This is a genomic window from Massilibacteroides sp. (genome assembly GCF_028705895.1).
Taxonomy (GTDB): Bacteria; Bacteroidota; Bacteroidia; order Bacteroidales; family Tannerellaceae; genus Massilibacteroides.
The window spans coordinates 34,659-52,113 of the sequence record NZ_JAQWCQ010000007.1 but is presented as its reverse complement, the minus strand read 5'-3'; the positions used below and the strand labels follow the sequence as shown (position 1 = coordinate 52,113).

The following is a 17,455-nucleotide window of genomic DNA, read 5'->3' as shown; positions in this document are numbered from 1 at the left end:
TTTAAATTTGTTTACAATAATAATAAAACCAATACGTATCGCCATATTTTTGTCGTATTCTTGCATATCCATTGATATGAGATGCTTCACGTTTAAAATCATTGCGGAACGAATTAAATCGTTCCTTAAAACTATTTTCAATAGGAATTTCTGACAGATAAGTATGTTTCTCCTCTAAATCTTTGATCAAAAGAGCTTCTTGGAAATGAGCAGGTAGTTTTTCTTCAGGGTATAATTTGTTGACCTCTCTAAGTAGTACACTAAATTTATCAATATCTTTTGTCAATAAAAAAGAACATGCCAAATATTCAAAAGCAATGGTATTAAATGGTTGCTTTTTTAAATGGGCTTTCCATAAGGTTTCTACATCTAACATGCTTAATAATTGGTCATTATTGGTTTTATTCTCTGAGATTTTATTCGGAATGTCTTTTTCCAATTGTATAGCCCAAGAGTGATAATAAGGCATTTGTTTTAAAATGTTGAGATACTTTTTGCAGATTTCAATTTCTCCTTTTTGGAGGTTTATATGTACAAGTCTTTGTAATATTCGTGGACTTCCGCCACGTTTGGCTAAAGTTAAGGCTTCCATTGCATAACTCTCGGAAATGCTGATATCGCCGATCATAAAATGAATATCACTCAAAAGTGCACTCATATAATAGGTTCCATTCCATGATGATAGTAAACCTTGCAATCCGCTTTGGTTGTAATTAAACATTTTCTCTCCCAGCTGTCCTTTCTGAGCTAAAGCCATATTTAAATAATTCAATGTAGTATTTCCTGGCTTTTCTCTATTTTGGCATAACTTGATTAGTCCATCCCAGTCTTCTTTTCTTTCTTTATATGCTAATTCGCCTAATAGTTTGTTTTGTTTGTCAAACTCATCTGGCTTGAATAAATAACAACAAATTGCAACTATTATACCCGAAATCAATGTTGAAGCCCAACTCGGAAGCCTTTTTTTAGTGCATAGACTGTTGAATATATTTGCAACTAAGAATATGATGAAAGACAACACTGTCAGTCTTATTAACGCATAATATAAGAAAGATTCAGGAACTAACTGTGTTTCTTGATATCGAAGTGAGTAAATACCATCAGTTAACGGAATATAAAGACTTTTTTGTAATCCTCCGTAACTTAAAAGAATGCCTAAGCCTAATATCATAAAAGAATAATACCAGTTCTTCTTTTTTGTTAGCCAACATAAAAACACGAACATTACGGCATAGAGAATAACAAGTTGTCCTAATAAGTAGTAGATAATAATTGTAATTCCGGATAGAATGAAATAACTTTTTTTTGATTTTATAATCGTTGTTGAAAGGGATAAAAATAATATAATGAATAAATAAGCTAAAGCTCCATCAAAAACAAATGAAGGGTTTAGTTGAATCTTAAGTAGAGCAATAAGGGGTATTAAGGCTAAAAATAAGTTGTGTTTATAAGGTTTAATTCTTTGTAGCAACCTAAAAAAAGTAAAGCCTATCAAGCTATAAATAATAACATTTATGAAGATTGCAAGATATAGATGATAATAGAATTGGACAAAAAACTGTCCGGAGATAGTATAGAAACCTCCAGTAGTAAACAATTCTTTTTCTATGAGACTCCATTTGGGGATAAATAGCTGGATCTCTTCTTGTTGATTAAATATAAAAGGATTAAATAGACAAAAGAAACCTAATAATCCAAGGGAAACTATTATCCAGAATATTCTAACCTGCCATTTCATAAATTTAGATTTAAATGAATAAGAGGGGTGGCGTTTATAAAAACGCTTCCCCCTCTTTTAGTACCTATTAAAAACCAGTTAAAATAGCATCAATCTATCATTTAGTACCATATCCAGGATTTTGCTCTAATAAATTATTAGCTCCGATTAGACTATAATGGATAGGGAAACGATTCAAGTCCGTATTGTTTGTTGCTTTATGATCCCACCAATCTTCTGTTACGTAGGCATCCCAACGAACTAAGTCTGTACGTCTGCGACCTTCAGCAAGAAATTCTTGTTGCCATTCATCTAACATACGGTATTTATCAAGATTAGTTGCAGTAACAGGATCCGGATCAATTCCATCAGCGAAATAACGTTTACGTACAGTATTAATCAACTCAGCAGCTGTTGCATTATCTCCGGCACGCATCTTACATTCAGCCAACATATAGTAAATCTCAGCTAAACGAATAACAGGTACATCCGGATCAAATTTGCGGTTTTTTTCATCCTGATTAGGACGAGGGCTTCGTTTCGTCACGCGTACGCAGGAATTTTCTTCAGCTGTAGCTATTGTAGAAGGAAGATCTGCTACTGTGGCATAATCTTTTCCTACCTTGGCAAAATAAGCTACCTGGTCAACTACTGTAAGAACTTCCCCTTTATATTCACGACTACCGGTACAAGTCCACTCTGAATTTAGTGGGTTTACTAATTCTCCGACAATAAACATGCCTCTGTACTTTCCACTACCTTCATAAACATAAGGCTGCTTACGAACATCTTTATCGTTAAATTTAGCATATGCACCTCCTAATTTATACGAGTATTTTTTGCCGGTCGGATCAAGACTTGGTATCAAACCTATACCATTATTTGAACCGGATCCTTCTAAACCTCCAAGATAATTCTTGTAGTTATAAGGTACCATATAACTCCAATATGTTCCGTCTGTCTCTAATTTTGCGTTTTGACTTGGAACAGACCAAATTATTTCCGGACAAGTTTCATTATTAAATCCAAAAATATTCGTCCAGTCAGAGTCTAATGCATAATTACCATATTTACCATCCAGAATATCCTGACAAATAACAGCTGCTTCAGCGTACATTTCTTTACCGATATAGGATTTTGCATTGAAATATAATTTTGCTTTTAAAGCCGCTCCAACAGCACGATGAATGCTTCCATCTTCCATCGCACCTAAATTTTCCTTTATGGGAAGATTTGGGATTGCTATAGTCAATAGTGAATCAATGAAGTTAAATGTTTCAACATCCGTTGAACGACCTTTTACTTCACTCTGGGTAGTAGTGTATAGAGGAACGCCTCCAAAAAAGTCTAATCCATCTAAATATAAAGACGCGATCAATGTTCTTTGTTGGTTAAGCATAGACTCCCTCGTTCCTTCAGCAAAGCCTAAAGAATTAAAATCTACATTTTCTAAATCTTCCAATGCGTCCCAACCAAGAGCGACTCCCATGGCAAAATTTGTCCATCCAGTTTCAACCCAGGCCATATCTTCAGTATATTCGTGATGGTGCATTTTCTGATATACAGCACCATTATACCAGTCGCTACCTCTTGTTGGTAAACAAAATTCATCTGTACCGACTTCTTGGAGCATCCATCTTGGTGCATCGTGCCCAATATACCAACGCCAATGAGTAAATGGACGGTTAAAACGTTCCCAAACAGCATCTTGCGATGTGTAAAATGTCTCAGGAACAACTTGAGAATAAAAGTCCGGTTCGACAGAACAAGAAGTGCTCGTTGTTAATACGACAACACCTGAGAAGAACAACTTTAATATATTCTTTTTTATCATACTATTATCTGTATTAGAAGTTAAACTGAAGACCTAAAGTAAACGTACGTACCTGTGGATAGAAATAGTTTGTGTCCCAAAATTTTTCTGTTCCCTGATCCCAACTTGAGATATTTACTTCTGGATTCATACCGCTATATCCGGTAAACGTATATACATTACCTACTGTTCCGTAAATACGAATACGGTCAACCATGTTGTTTGTGTATTTTTTCATACCTAAGGTATATCCTAAAGTTATTGCATCGATTTTTAGGAATGTACCATCTTCCAAATAATAATCACAAATCTGTTTTTCTCCCTTGATGTGATTAAACTTTCCGTAAGCAGCTTTAAGTAAATTAGTATTGCCTTGATCTTGAATACCAAAATACATATTGATTGAGTTATACACATCAAAATCAATCCAACTACGCATGTTGATTCCTAAATCCCAATTTTTGTAAGTAAGAGTATGGCTCCATCCTACAATTAATTTAGGAATATAGTTACCCATGTATTGTTTGTCATTTTCCGTTTTCTCTGAGGCTGGGATTACTTCTCCGTCTTTATTATAAAGCAAGAAATTTCCATCATCATCAAATCCTGCAAATTTCCAAATATAGAAGGAACCTATTGTTGAGCCTTCTTCCATACGAGCGGCATCTCCCGGAGAACCTGGAGCAGGGAATCCGTTTCCGTTGTAATATGTGTTATTACCCCATAATGTCAGAATTTTACCTTCATTATGTGAGAAGTTTATATTTGAACTCCAAGTGAAATTCTTTGAACGGATAATATCACCACCTACTTCAAATTCCCATCCTTTACTTTCCATACTACCGATGTTCTGCCATTGCGAACCTTGTGTGTATGGAGGTTGAGGAACCTTAACACTATAAATTAAGTTGTCAATTTTACGACGATAATAGTCGAACTTTCCGTAAAGACGATTGTCAAAAAGTGAATAGTCAAGACCTAAGTCCCACTCTTTCTTTTCTTCCCAACCTAAATTTTTATTAATGTTTTGGGTTTTTCCATAAGAATAAGCCCATGTTCCGTCTGGTAATAACCAATACGTATCTGATCCTAACATGTTTGCGGAATAAGAAGAACTAAAATCATTATTACCGGTTACACCATAACCGAAACGTAACTTCAAATCATTGACCCATTTTACATCCTCCATAAAACTTTCGTTAGAGATTCTCCATCCCGCATTTAGTGACCAGAAGTTCGCCCAACGCTTATCTGAGGCAAACTTCGAAGAACCTTCATGCCGAATTGATCCAGATAGCAAATACTTGTCTTTATAAGAATAGTTAGCACGTGCAAAGACGGAGAATAAGCGTTCAGTAATATTTTTGCCCGAACTCATACTTGCTTTTCCATCACTTAAGTATCCACCTTTACCTATATCCCAATATTTTATTCCATCAACAGCAAAATCATAATTGCTCATACTGAAATTTTCACCGTTAGTTTCGAAATACGAATAACCAGCAGTTGCATTTAAATTATGATCTCCTGAAAAATCTTTTATATAAGAAAAGTACCCTTCAGATGTTAAGTTTTCTGTTTTACTGAATCCAAGATAAGCACTACCATTACGAGAATTTTCTAATTCATCTCTGTGATATCTTGAGTTGTAAGTATGAAGTTCCCATTGACGGTTTTCATATCCTATAACTTGTTGATAGGATAATCCTGAAATAGGCTTAATGTTAAGTTTGAAGTTAACCTCCGGCTTAAACCATTTGTCGATTCCATAATAATCGCGAAGCATAGCATCAGCAACAACGTTGTAGTCTAAGGATTCGTTGGTCCAAACATTATAGCCTGTTTCACTTTCTGAATCATAAGGAGAACGACTTGGGTTATTTCTTAATGCTTGCTGAAAATTAGGGAAATTATTATCTCGGGCAGCCTGACGATAATCTACACTTGGACGTACTTCTAACCAATTATCAAATAATTTGAAAGTTGCGTTCACTCTACCTCCATAATCTTTACGGCTGTCAGATAAAGCAATACCTTCATTTTCTTCATAGAAGAAAGAGGTGTAAACTTGCGCTTTCTCTGTTCCCATTTCCAACGCCACATGATGTTTTTGCGAAAAGTTATCATGATTGATTAACTCATCCCACCAATCTACGCTTGAGCCATAATCTGTTCCTATACCATGTTCAACATACTCTTTGGCAGAAAGCATTTCAGGAGCGTTATAACTTTGTTTTTTAGCGAATTCTGAAGAATAAGTTAATTTAACCTTACCATTTGTGTCTGATCCGCTCTTTGTTGTAATCAAGATTACCCCAGAAGCAGCGCGAGTTCCGTATATTGCTCCTGCTGAAGCATCTTTTAGTACATCAATAGACTTAATGTCCTCTTGTGTTAACGAACGTATATCTCCACCCGGAAATCCATCAATTACAATTAAAGGAGACTTTCCGGCATTAATAGATGTCATACCACGTAACTGAATAGTTGTACTTGAGTTAGCGCTACCGAGATTATTCATTACTAAACCGCCGATCTTTCCTTGTAGAGCAGATGTGATATCGGCTCCGCTTACGCCGACCATCATATCTTCAGCTTTTAAAGAAGTGATCGCGCTAGTTACTTGTTTCTTATCCAATGAACCATAACCGATGACAACAACTTCCGACAATGCTTGCGCGTCTTCAATTAATTGAACGTTAAAAACAGTTTGGTTTCCAAGTCTTATCTCTTGAGAGGTATATCCGATATATGATACGACCAAAACTGCATTTTCTGATACATCCTGAAGAATCACCTGTCCATCTAAATCGGAAATAGAACCATTCGTTGTCCCTTTTACAACAACATTCGCACCGATAATTGGCTCTCCGTCTTGATCTGTAATTATACCTGATATTTTCTTCCCTTTTTGTTGAGAGGACGAAGTCTGATCATTTTTCCCAAGAATTATTTTCTTGTTTACTACAGAATATGTAATGTCAGTACCTTCAAACAGTTTATTAAGCACATCAAATATGTTTTCATCCTGAACTTTTATTGATGTTTTCCAATTTGTGTTTACAACATTTGCATCATATACAAAGCTAAAGTCAGTTTGTTTTTCCACTCTTTCCAAAATAGAACTGACTTTGTTGTTTTTTGCATTAAGTGTAATCATTGTGTTTTGCGCATATGTGTTTGTCGCAAAGACCATTCCTACATTGAGAAAGAAAAATATACAGCTGAGTCTCACTACAAATAATAGTTTATGACATAGGGTATATTTCCCCTTTTTCTTTAATTCTAAGGTTACAAATTTTTGCATACTTTTGTTTACTTGTTTTTTTTAGTTAGTTTTTTGCTGTTTTACAGCTAATTGCTTTTAGTACGGAAGGATGGTAGTACGTTCTTCCGTATTTTTTTAATGATAATCTTTACATAGGCTTTTGATTTTTTTTTATTAGTATTTTCTATTTAGTTAACTCAATTTTCATTTGACTTAATCTTTCTCCTTCAATATTTGATTCATGAACAATGTATTGTATTCCAGACGCAAGTTTTATGTATTCTAAAACTTGTAGAAGTTGCTCTGATTCAAATTTTGCAGTAATTAACGATTCAAACACTTTCGTATTCTTTATATTAAATGTTACATTATAATGTCTGCTCAATCTTTTGATTACTTCTTCTATAGGATGATTTTTGAAATACATTTTACCTTCTTTCCATCCCATTTCGTAGATGGGATCTACCCATTGAAGATATAATCTTTCATCTTCGAATATTGCTTTCTGATTAGGCTTTAAATCATATTGTATTATTCTTTTATTTGTCTTTTCAATATTAAGGTTTACAGCCCCATTTACTAATGTGGTCTCTATTTTGTTGTCATCAGAATATGCTCTTACATTAAATTTAGTTCCCAATACGTTTACAGTATAATTGTCGTGAACTTTTACAAGAAAAGGAGTCTTCTTGTCTTTTTTGACCTCAAAATAACCTTCTCCATCTAAATAAACTTCTCGTTTTTTATTATTAAAATGTGATGGATATTTAAGATAACTAGATGCATTTATCCAGACTTTTGTACTATCTGGGAGAATGACAGACGTTATTACTCCCGGGTTCGTCTTAATCTCTATAAATTGAATATCCATATCATTTTCTTTATAATACAGATAATTAGAAAATAAAAGCACCGGTACTAATACTGCTGCAATAATTTTTGATGTTCGACGTAGAAATATGTTGAATTGCTTCTTTTCCTTTTTCTTGTTTATTCTCGTCTTTAACGAAGATAAAGCTTTGCCTGAATCAACTGTTGCCATAATATGCAAGCTCTTTGATGTTTGCCAGATAAAATACATGTCTTCTATCTGTTTCTGATTCTCAACAGATTCTTCCATCCATGAGCTTATGGCATCATTTTCAGTCTCCGATGTTTGACCTGAAAAGTAGCGTATGAATAATTCTTTATTATTAGTTGTCATTTTGCGTCTTGTATATGTTATACAGTTGACCGTTGATATATACTAATACATATAAGAATTTATTTTTTAGGATTGTTTAAAATGGCATTTATGAATGATGAGTTTTATCAAAAAAAAGGTGAACACTCAATCTCGAATGTTCACCTTCTTTGTTTATGAAATGTTACTTTGTTTATAGCGTAATTGGTTTGTACTTTGGGACTAATATTTTCATGATGATCCAACCTATAAGGTAAGAGACTGCACAAATGGAAAAGATAATCATGTAGCCGGAACTGATACCGTCAACAACTGTTTCTCCTGAGGCGGCTAATGTTTTTAGTAGTTCTTCAACACTTGATACGTTCTGTGAACGGAGTAATGCTTCTGTTGTCTCCGTAGTTTGAAGTTCCGGGAATTTTTCTAATAAAGGTTGACCGCTTACTGTACTCCAATTTAATTGGGTAAAGTCAAATAATTTACCTGATCCTTTATTTATTAAATAAGAACCGACACCACCTGCCATGCCTCCGATTCCTGTAATGGTTGCGATGGCTTTCTTTGGGAACATGTCCCCTATGGTTGAGAAGATGTTGGCAGACCATGCCTGATGCGCTGCACCGGCTATACCGATAATGACTACGGGAATCCAATAGGATATATGTCCGAATGGTTGTGCCAATAGTGCCAATAGTGGGAAGAAGGCAAAGATTAACATGGCTTTCATTCGCCCTGCATATGGATTCATTCCTTTTTTCTCTACGAAATATGTAGGTAGCCATCCTCCGATGATTGAAAGGAGTGTGATCAGGTATAAAACAAAGATAGCTAATTGACCTGCCGTGTCGGATGATTTAATGCCATAAACAGAGCTTAAGTAGGCCGGAGCCCAGAATAAGAAGAACCACCATACACCGTCTGTCATAAATTTACCAACGGCGAAAGCCCAGGTTTGTTTAAAACGGAACGCTTGGGCAAAAGATATTTTTTTCTCTTCCTTTGCTGATTCTGTATCTGTTTGTACATCTTCTTTGTCTGATTGTATGTAAGCTAATTCAGCCGCGTTTACTCTTGGATGTTTTTCCGGTTTATCATACATGAAAACCCAAAATCCCATCCACACAAAACCGAGCGCACCGATGACAATAAAGGCCATTTCCCATCCGAAATGTTTCGCTAATACAGGGATCGTTACGGGAGCTGCCAATGCACCTATTGTTGCTCCGGCATTAAAAATACTTGTTGAGAAAGCTCTGTCTTTTTTAGGAAAATACTCCGCTGTAGCTTTGATTGCTGCGGGAAAGTTTCCTGCTTCTCCTATAGCCAGAATCAGACGGGCAAAGATAAAGAGAACAACACTAACACTGGCTACTCTACCTACGTTTTGCACTGCAGCAAGAGCCTCACGAGCTCCTTCAAAACCCACTAACCATTCACCGGCTACTATGCCTGAAGTAGCGATTCCACAGAATGCGTGAATAATAGCACCCAATGACCAAACTCCGATAGCCCACAAAAATCCTTTTTTTGTATCCATCCAGTCCACAAACTTTCCGGCAAAAAGCATACTTATTGCATAAAAAATGGAAAATAAAGAAGTGATATTTCCATAATCATCATTCGTCCAGTAAAACTCAGGAGCGATAAAATCCTTCCATGTGAGCGATAACACCTGACGATCTAAATAATTAATTGTTGTCGCGAAGAAGAGCAATGAACAAATTACCCATCTGTAATTTGTCATTTTGTCTGTAGTTTTGTTCATGTTTTTCAAGTTATTATTAAATTTTTGTTTGATACAAAGTACGTTGGATTCTAAGTGAATCTAAAGGTTCTGACAAATGTAGATAAATTCGAGGATAAAATCCGATCCGAATGCTTTAAAACATACGGATATTTGAATTATTATGTGTAAAATTATTTTATAGTTGTTTTTGTATCGCTTCCAGATAGCCATGTATATTATCCGGAATAAAAAAACGAACATCTTTGTTTAATTTCAGACTTTCTCGTATAAACGTCGATGAAATTTCTATTATCGGAGCATCGATTTTTTGTGTAAGAGGATAGGAGAGGGGTATGTTTATTGAATAACCGATACGGGGGTAAACTAAGACGGGATACGTGGTTAATAGTTTATCAGCGTCTTTCCATTTATCAATTATATTCCAGTTGTCTGCACCCATAATAAGATGAAACATATTTTGTGGAAATCTTTTTGTCAGTGCAGCTAATGTGTCTATTGTATAAGATGGCTGTGGAAGTGAAAATTCTATATCGGAAACCTTAAATTTAGGATAAGAACCGATCGCTTTTTGCACTAATGTCAAACGTAGATGATCATCTATCAGTCCTTTTTTGTCTTTTAAGGGGTTCTGCGGAGTAACCAAAAACCAGACTTCATCCATTCCTCCATATTCGCATATCCAATTAGCTAATGCGAGATGCCCAATGTGTATGGGATTAAAGGAACCGGATAAAATGCCTGTTTTTGTCATTTTTCGAGGAACTTTTTGATTGTTTCCAATGTCTCTTTTTGTGCCTTTTCAAGTACGTCATTTACAATAACAACATCAAATTGAGGAGCAAAAGACAATTCATATTCAGCTTTCTTTACGCGATCTTCAATCACCTCCGGTTTGTCTGTTCCCCTGTTTACAAGCCGTTCACGAAGAACTTCCACACTTGGAGGTTGTATAAAAACTGATAATGCCCGATCGCCGTAATACTTCTTTATATTACAGCCCCCAACCACATCAACGTCAAAAACAACATTATCTCCGGCCGACAGTATTTGCTCAACTTCACTTTTTAGTGTACCATAAAACCGATCTGTATAAACCTCTTCGTACTCAAGAAAGTCTCCAGCCGCAATGCGCGAACGGAAATCTTCCGGAGTCAGAAAATAATATTCCACGCCGTGTTTCTCCTCTCCGCGCGGAGCCCGGCTTGTTGCTGATACAGAAAACCGCAGTCGCAGATTTTGTTTTAACAGATAGTTAATGATGGTTGACTTTCCCGAGCCCGAAGGTGCTGAAAATATGATAAGTTTTCCCGGCATAATTCTATAATACGTTTAAAATCTGTTCTTTCATTTGCTCCAATTCATCTTTCATTCGGACAACAATTTGTTGCATCTCTACGTGATTGCTCTTTGATCCGAGCGTGTTAATCTCCCGGCCGATTTCCTGAGAAATAAAACCTAATTTTTTCCCTGCGCTGCTATCGTCCATCATTGTGCTGATGAAATACTTTAAATGATTATCTAATCTGTTTTTCTCCTCATTGATATCTAATTTTTCAATGTAGTAGATCATTTCCTGTTCAAAACGATTTTTATCAAAATCAAGACCGGCTATTTTTTCAAGATTCTCTTGTATCCTTGTCTTTACTTTCTCAATACGTTCACCCTCATATTTTTCTACTTCGGTAAGAAGTGTCGCGATATTACTGATTTTCTCTTGAAACAATTTGCTCAACATAGCTCCTTCCTGAATACGAAACTCTACTAATTGCTTAATTGCCTCCTTAATAGCCGATTCTACCATATCCCATTCTGTTTCATCAGCCTCAGGTACTTCGGTACGGACAACATCCGGTAAACGAAGTAGTACCTTAAACCAATCAGATGGTAATTCGATATTTAATTTTTCCGACACATCCTTTATTTGCAAATAATAATTCTCAATAGCTGCGGTATTGATCTGTGTTGGAGTGTCTCTTCCGATATATTCAACATAAATAGAAAATTCAATTTTACCTCTCTCTAAGTTTTGCAACAATAGATTACGTATTTCCATTTCTTTTTCTCTGTAGGCAGAAGGAATACGAGTGGATAAATCTAATTGTTTACTGTTGAGCGCTTTTATTTCAACTGTTACTTTTTTAGACGGTAATTCGGCTGTAACTTTTCCGAAGCCGGTCATTGATTTTATCATGTTGTTAACTTTTTCGCAAAGTTACTTTTTTATTTTCTTCCCAAGAAACTCTTTTTTTGAATACCTATATACGCTTAGGTCATTTTTTACGTTATAAACAATGTAACAAGAGAAAATTATGATGATACGTGCTGTAGCTGCACTGCTTTTTATATTGATTCCCGTAACTGTCTTGGGACAAGGGAGAATAAAAATAACCGGTAATGTTCGTGATGGAGATGGAAACCCATTGGAGCTGGTTATTGTTCAGGTAAAAAATACGTTGATAGGTGCAATGACGGATGACAAAGGTGCTTATTCGCTCTCCATGGCTCCTGGTGATTCCGTGACTTTAGTTTTCTCTTGCTTAGGTTATAATAAAGCAGAACGTATCATACCAAAAGCCACTCAGGATATGCGTCTGAACGTTCAAATGAATTATACTGCTCTTCAGTTAGGCGAAGTATCGGTTACTGCTATACGTAAACAAACAAGTACTTTAGAATCTGTTGATGCCGAAAAGATTCGTTTATTACCGGATCCTGCCGGTGGAAGTATTGAAAGCTTAGTCGTCACTTTTGCCGGAGTGACTTCCAGTAATGAATTAAGTTCGCAATACTCTGTTCGCGGAGGTAGCTATGATGAAAATATAGTCTATGTAAACGGTATAGAAGTTTTTCGTCCTTTACTCATACGTTCCGGCCAACAAGAAGGCCTAAGTTTTACGAATCCGGATTTAACGGAGTCTGTTAATTTTTCTGCCGGAGGATTTGAAGCCCGCTATGGTGATAAAATGAGCTCTGTGCTCGATATTGCCTATAAGAAACCGGAAAAGTTAGAAGGATCGGCCTCACTTAGTCTTTTAGGAGCCAATGCTTATGTGGGTAGTTCAACCGGAAAATTCACGCAAGTAACCGGTCTTAGATATAAAACCGGTCGTTCTCTACTTTCTTCAATGGATACCGATGCCGAATACGATCCGAACTTTGTCGATCTTCAGACCTATATGACCTACGCTTTTACACCTAAATGGGAGGCTAATTTTCTGGGTAATATGTCATTGAATAATTACAAATTTATACCTCATAGTCGGGAAACCTCCTTCGGTACAACACAAAACATAAAGAATCTTCAGGTTGTGTTTGACGGCGGACATGAACGTGATCGCTTTGAGACTTTTTTCGGAGCATTTACCTTAAAACATAAACCGAATGAACATACTGAAGTTGGCATACAAGCTTCGGCTTTTACCAGTAAAGAAGAAGAAGGATATGATATTGGCGGGGAGTATTTATTGCGGGGCGGAGACGATGCGATAGATGAAAGTGATGCCTCTCGTGAACTTTTATTAGGCCGTTATCACGAACATGCCCGTAACCGTCTTCGTTCCAATATCGCTAATATCGGACATTACGGGACAGCCCGTATGCAAAACCACACACTAAAATGGGGTGTACAAGCTCAATTGGAAAAAATAACAGACCGTATCAATGAATGGGAAAAACGTGATTCTGCAGGATATTCTCTGCCTCATACGGGAACTGATGTTAGCTTAATAGCCAATTTGTTTTCTAATAATGAATTAGAAAGTACACGCTTTTCAGCTTATTTGCAGGATGTATTTAAATTCAGAATAGAACAAGGATTGTTTACGCTTACTGCAGGTGTTCGGGGAAGCTATTGGTCGTACAATAAAGAATTCCTTTTTAGCCCTCGTGCCTCATTGGGATTTATACCTGCTTTAAATCAAGACCTGACGTTTAGATTTGCGACAGGATTATACTACCAGAGTCCTTTTTATAAAGAGTTGCGAATGACGACAGAAGATGCTTTTGGTAATAGTGTGATTGAATTAAATAAAGACATTAAATCCCAGCGGTCTATACATTTTATAGTAGGAGGTGATTATACATTCCGTGTTATTGATCGGAATTTTAAATTAAGCGCGGATGCTTATTATAAGAAATTAGATGATCTGATTCCCTATACAGTAGATAATGTAAAAGTTCGGTATTATGGAGAAAACTGCGCTAAGGGTTATGCGATGGGATTAGATATGAAGTTTTTCGGGGAATTTGTACCCGGAACTGACTCATGGATCAGCCTCTCGTTGATGAAATCCGAGCAAACCATCCGAGATGAGGTTACTGTTCCCATGCCGAATGATCATGCGTATAATCTTTCCCTTTTCTTTCAGGATTACTTTCCCGGCTACAAACGGGCGAAACTTAATTTGAAAGGAGTATTATCCGGAGGGATGCCCTTTACCGCTCCGCGTCAGGGTTATGAAATGGGGTACTATAAAATGCCAGCCTATAAACGTGTTGACCTTGGATTCTCATATCAATTAGCCGGTGGCGTAGATGACATAATGGATCGAGGAATCTTACGTCATCTGAAAAATGTCTGGTTGGGCGTTGATATTTTCAACTTGTTTGATATGAAGAATGTGAGTTCGTATTTCTGGATAACAGACGTAGATGGATATCAACATGCCATTCCGAATTATCTGACAGGAAGACAATTAAACTTTCGTATTATTGCTGATTTCTGATAAGTCATACTACTCCTAAACATACAGCAATACAGCTCAGCAATTTAGTTTGCTGATTTTCTTTTATTTCCTTATTACTTATGAGATGGATACTGTTTATTAATACATAGGAATAAGACGAGTTCCTAATTAATCAGCCAATCTTTGTATTTCTTATAAACTGTTTGCCTTTGTGGAGAGGCAGAAAGGATAAGGTCATGTATTCCACCCGGAATAGTATCACGAATAACCTTCTCTCCTAATTTTAACCCCAACCGTTGGATATCATTAACATCCAGAACAATATCTGAATTTTTGTATGCTTCATTCCAGATTTCACTTTCCGGAAAAGATTTGTCTGACGATAAGACTAACACCGGACAAATTATTGAGAGTCCCTTTTTTATCTTTTTATGCCCTTGATGAATTGCGCGAATCCAACCTGCCGTTTTAGGATACCCTTCCGGTTTTTTCCAACCGGTATTGAAAGTCCATTCTCCTTTATGATCAACCAAAAGACTTTTGGCATACGATGAAAAACCTTGCTTTTCGACAACCCAATCAGGGAAATATTTACCAATAAACGCAACAACAGGTATCGCTATTCTTTCCATAAACCAGCTCATGTTCATGTCTAAAAACGGGCTATTCAAGATCAGGCTTTTGATCTCAGAATCCCCTTTTCTTTCATTAAGATAAAGAGACGAGATTAATCCACCGGTAGAATGTCCCATCAATACAATATGATTATGACCTTCCTCTTTTATTATGGCCAAAGCCGTATCAATATCAGCAAAATATTCGTCAATACTTTTACAAGACGTAGCCGTTTGATTCGGTAAAATAGAACGTCCGTATTTTCTCAGATCAATAGCATAAAAATCGTACCCATAACTTGTGATACTATCACCTAACTCCGATTGAAAAAAATAATCATTGTAACCATGAATATACAAAACCGCCTTTTTCGAATTCTCTATTAAAGGCTTTCGGACTAAAGTACACACAACTTCTCCTTCACGATCCGGTTTCATCTGAATACTTCTCTGTTCGTATCCATCCAATATATCCGGCGTGTATCCGGCCAGTACAGTATTGCTTAGCGTGAAGCAATACAAAAGCATTATCAGTAATTTCTTTATTTCAGACATAATATTGAAATAGAACATTTCCAACGCACTGTGTTTACCTTTTCAAAAATTATAAATTGGTTGCCACATTCGGGGGGTAAAAATAAATGATTTTCCGCATACTATCCATTAATATTGGGCGTAATACAGATGGATTTATACATACTTGTGTATACTTCTACATTCCGGTCAACTCGGAGATGTTATTATTGGGTCTTTCATCAACAACTTCGACAAAGGAGAGCTTAATGAATTAGGGGGAGCATATTCCGACTTAGGCGTAAAAGCCACTCAAATAAATAAAATATCTCAGTCATTTGAAAAAAAAGAAATTGAGATGCTCTATCAAAGAGGATTTAATGGAGCAAACAGCAGTCTAATGATGATTAATCATTATACAGAAACATACTCTCCTTTCTATGATATAGATTTTATGGAATTTTGTCTGTCTATTCCGATTGCTTTTAGAATGAAACATAAATTATATAAAAGGTGGATTTTGGAAAAACATCCCAAAGCTGCTGATTACATTTGGAAAAAAACAAAACGGAAAATAACAACTAAAGAACCGAAGTTCAAAATTAGAGATAGAGAAATGTATATTACTGAATTACTAAATTCAATCTTTAGGAAATTGAAAATAAAATCAACCCCAATAGCTTCCTCTCAAAATATGAATCCATTGGAGTATTGGTACAATACAAATACTGATATTTCAGCTTTAATAAACAACTATTACAAAGAAAATATAGATTACTTAAAGCCATATCCCGAATTGTATAATTTGTCAATATCTATGTTTGAAAATGGAACATCTATAGAGAAAAATCAAGTATTAAGTTTGCTTTCTCTTTGCGTAAGGATAAATCATACTCAATTTGTCTAAAAAATGAAATAGAATATAATGCAATCATGGCAAGGATCGACGAACTTGTTGAGATTGTCAGAGAAGATACACCCCAGACAGACAGAAGTTATATTGAGTTGGATATTCTTACTGACTTAGTTGTTACATACGAGGAAGAACATTTTCGGATCAGGCAAAATATCCGGTTGTTATGGTAATCATCCATCGTGATACGTCTATACTGCAAACTGGCATTTTAGAGACCAATGTCATCAACTCAAACTTCTTGCTCCACTTTAGTCTTACTATTCATCGAATAATTCCGGCTGAAAGCCGAGTATATATCAGCCCAACACAACGTGTTGGGTAATAGGACACCCTTCCTTTGCGGCCTGAAAGGACAGTATAAACCTACCCTAATAGTTGGGCTATAATATAGCAGGCTTTCAGCCTTAAAACCAAACTGTATAGCTTAAGTTGATGACATTGGTTTAGAGACTACGCTGAGCAGAGGCTTCCAACAAAATCAACCCCGTTCATGTTGTTGATTTACAATACATTAAAATCAATCGAATAGTTTTGGTTTTTTGTGTTTTATTTTGACAAATAGATACTTTTTTCGTCCTTTTACTTACGCGTAAAAAAATGTCCATCCTTGTTTTTTGATTTATAATATTGTTTTAGACCAATAAATATTATATTTAGACTAAAACAGCCCGTTTTTTTCAGAAAATATAAAGGTTATTTTCTGAAAAATATCCTTTATATTCAAAAAAAGAATAGAACCTTTTTCCAAAAAGAATAGGGAGATTTTATCCATTGCCTTTTTTTGTTCAATTTTGAGAATTCAAAAAAACGGGCATGCCGTATCGTGCGTTTTAAGTGTGGTTTTTCGGTGTTTGTTTTTCGGGTACATATATTGTCATTTTATTTAATAAAGCGCGTTAAAACAACGCTGTTGAAGTCGGTGATAATTTGTCTTAAAATGACAAATTTTGCTATTATTTTGTTTTTTTTTATTTCGCTTTTTTATATTTGCTGTCCACG

At 35.8% G+C, this 17,455-nt stretch carries 13 protein-coding genes; 4 read left to right on the top strand and 9 right to left on the bottom strand.

Going from position 1 to position 17,455, the window contains the following annotated elements; genetic code table 11:
* Position 1: 1 nt before the first annotated feature.
* From PHT93_RS03050 to PHT93_RS03015, 8 genes are all read right to left on the bottom strand, one after another.
* Positions 2-1,738 carry a DUF6057 family protein gene (locus PHT93_RS03050; protein WP_300239303.1) on the bottom strand — a complete coding sequence of 579 codons (1,737 nt, stop codon included), beginning with the start codon at positions 1,736-1,738 and terminating at the stop codon, positions 2-4.
* Positions 1,739-1,835: 97 nt separating this feature from the next.
* Positions 1,836-3,551 carry a RagB/SusD family nutrient uptake outer membrane protein gene (locus PHT93_RS03045; RefSeq protein ID WP_300239300.1) on the bottom strand — a complete coding sequence of 572 codons (1,716 nt, stop codon included), beginning with the start codon at positions 3,549-3,551 and terminating at the stop codon, positions 1,836-1,838.
* A 13-nt stretch (positions 3,552-3,564) separates the two neighbouring features.
* Positions 3,565-6,837, bottom strand: coding sequence for a SusC/RagA family TonB-linked outer membrane protein (locus tag PHT93_RS03040; RefSeq protein WP_300239297.1), 3,273 nt, complete (start codon positions 6,835-6,837; stop codon positions 3,565-3,567).
* A 145-nt stretch (positions 6,838-6,982) separates the two neighbouring features.
* Positions 6,983-8,002 carry a FecR family protein gene (locus PHT93_RS03035; protein WP_300239294.1) on the bottom strand — a complete coding sequence of 340 codons (1,020 nt, stop codon included), beginning with the start codon at positions 8,000-8,002 and terminating at the stop codon, positions 6,983-6,985.
* 172 nt (positions 8,003-8,174) lie between these two features.
* Entirely contained in the window at positions 8,175-9,746 is a 1,572-nt protein-coding gene (locus PHT93_RS03030; protein ID WP_300239292.1) for an MFS transporter, read from the bottom strand.
* A gap of 157 nt (positions 9,747-9,903) precedes the next feature.
* Positions 9,904-10,479, bottom strand: a complete 576-nt coding sequence (gene nadD / locus PHT93_RS03025) for a nicotinate (nicotinamide) nucleotide adenylyltransferase (protein ID WP_300239290.1) — start codon at positions 10,477-10,479, stop codon at positions 9,904-9,906.
* On the bottom strand, positions 10,476-11,042 hold the full coding sequence (gene gmk, locus PHT93_RS03020; RefSeq protein ID WP_300239288.1) for a guanylate kinase: 567 nt from the start codon (positions 11,040-11,042) through the stop codon (positions 10,476-10,478). Before gmk ends, nadD begins: the two co-directional genes overlap by 4 nt.
* Positions 11,043-11,046: 4 nt before the next feature.
* Positions 11,047-11,919 (bottom strand): YicC/YloC family endoribonuclease, encoded by an 873-nt coding sequence (locus PHT93_RS03015; protein ID WP_300239285.1) that lies wholly within the window; start codon positions 11,917-11,919, stop codon positions 11,047-11,049.
* A 118-nt stretch (positions 11,920-12,037) separates the two neighbouring features.
* On the opposite strand from PHT93_RS03015, the gene PHT93_RS03010 reads away from it, so the two are divergent.
* Positions 12,038-14,452, top strand: coding sequence for a TonB-dependent receptor (locus PHT93_RS03010; protein ID WP_300239282.1), 2,415 nt, complete (start codon positions 12,038-12,040; stop codon positions 14,450-14,452).
* Between the two features lie 125 nt (positions 14,453-14,577).
* Here PHT93_RS03010 and PHT93_RS03005 read toward each other — a convergent pair whose 3' ends face one another.
* Positions 14,578-15,582, bottom strand: a complete 1,005-nt coding sequence (locus PHT93_RS03005; protein ID WP_300239280.1) for an alpha/beta hydrolase — start codon at positions 15,580-15,582, stop codon at positions 14,578-14,580.
* 145 nt (positions 15,583-15,727) lie between these two features.
* Here PHT93_RS03005 and PHT93_RS03000 point away from each other — a divergent pair, with 145 nt between their 5' ends.
* Genes PHT93_RS03000 through PHT93_RS02990 form a run of 3 tightly spaced genes read left to right on the top strand, consistent with a single transcriptional unit; the run spans position 15,728 to position 16,778 of the window.
* Positions 15,728-16,447, top strand: a complete 720-nt coding sequence (locus PHT93_RS03000; RefSeq protein WP_300239277.1) for a hypothetical protein — start codon at positions 15,728-15,730, stop codon at positions 16,445-16,447.
* Positions 16,448-16,473: 26 nt separating this feature from the next.
* On the top strand, positions 16,474-16,626 hold the full coding sequence (locus tag PHT93_RS02995) for a hypothetical protein (RefSeq protein ID WP_300239275.1): 153 nt from the start codon (positions 16,474-16,476) through the stop codon (positions 16,624-16,626).
* Entirely contained in the window at positions 16,620-16,778 is a 159-nt protein-coding gene (locus PHT93_RS02990; protein WP_300239172.1) for a hypothetical protein, read from the top strand. Before PHT93_RS02995 ends, PHT93_RS02990 begins: the two co-directional genes overlap by 7 nt.
* Positions 16,779-17,455: the final 677 nt, after the last annotated feature.

Excerpts from the sequence above, each read along its gene's own strand:
- PHT93_RS03050 (WP_300239303.1), bottom strand. The coding sequence starts at position 1,738 with ATGAAATGGCAGGTTAGAATATTCTGGATAATAGTTTCCCTTGGATTA.
- PHT93_RS03045 (WP_300239300.1), bottom strand. The coding sequence starts at position 3,551 with ATGATAAAAAAGAATATATTAAAGTTGTTCTTCTCAGGTGTTGTCGTA.
- PHT93_RS03040 (WP_300239297.1), bottom strand. The coding sequence starts at position 6,837 with ATGCAAAAATTTGTAACCTTAGAATTAAAGAAAAAGGGGAAATATACC.
- PHT93_RS03035 (WP_300239294.1), bottom strand. The coding sequence starts at position 8,002 with ATGACAACTAATAATAAAGAATTATTCATACGCTACTTTTCAGGTCAA.
- PHT93_RS03030 (WP_300239292.1), bottom strand. The coding sequence starts at position 9,746 with ATGAACAAAACTACAGACAAAATGACAAATTACAGATGGGTAATTTGT.
- nadD (WP_300239290.1), bottom strand. The coding sequence starts at position 10,479 with ATGACAAAAACAGGCATTTTATCCGGTTCCTTTAATCCCATACACATT.
- gmk (WP_300239288.1), bottom strand. The coding sequence starts at position 11,042 with ATGCCGGGAAAACTTATCATATTTTCAGCACCTTCGGGCTCGGGAAAG.
- PHT93_RS03015 (WP_300239285.1), bottom strand. The coding sequence starts at position 11,919 with ATGATAAAATCAATGACCGGCTTCGGAAAAGTTACAGCCGAATTACCG.
- PHT93_RS03010 (WP_300239282.1), top strand. The coding sequence starts at position 12,038 with ATGATGATACGTGCTGTAGCTGCACTGCTTTTTATATTGATTCCCGTA.
- PHT93_RS03005 (WP_300239280.1), bottom strand. The coding sequence starts at position 15,582 with ATGTCTGAAATAAAGAAATTACTGATAATGCTTTTGTATTGCTTCACG.
- PHT93_RS02995 (WP_300239275.1), top strand. The coding sequence starts at position 16,474 with ATGGCAAGGATCGACGAACTTGTTGAGATTGTCAGAGAAGATACACCC.
- PHT93_RS02990 (WP_300239172.1), top strand. The coding sequence starts at position 16,620 with ATGGTAATCATCCATCGTGATACGTCTATACTGCAAACTGGCATTTTA.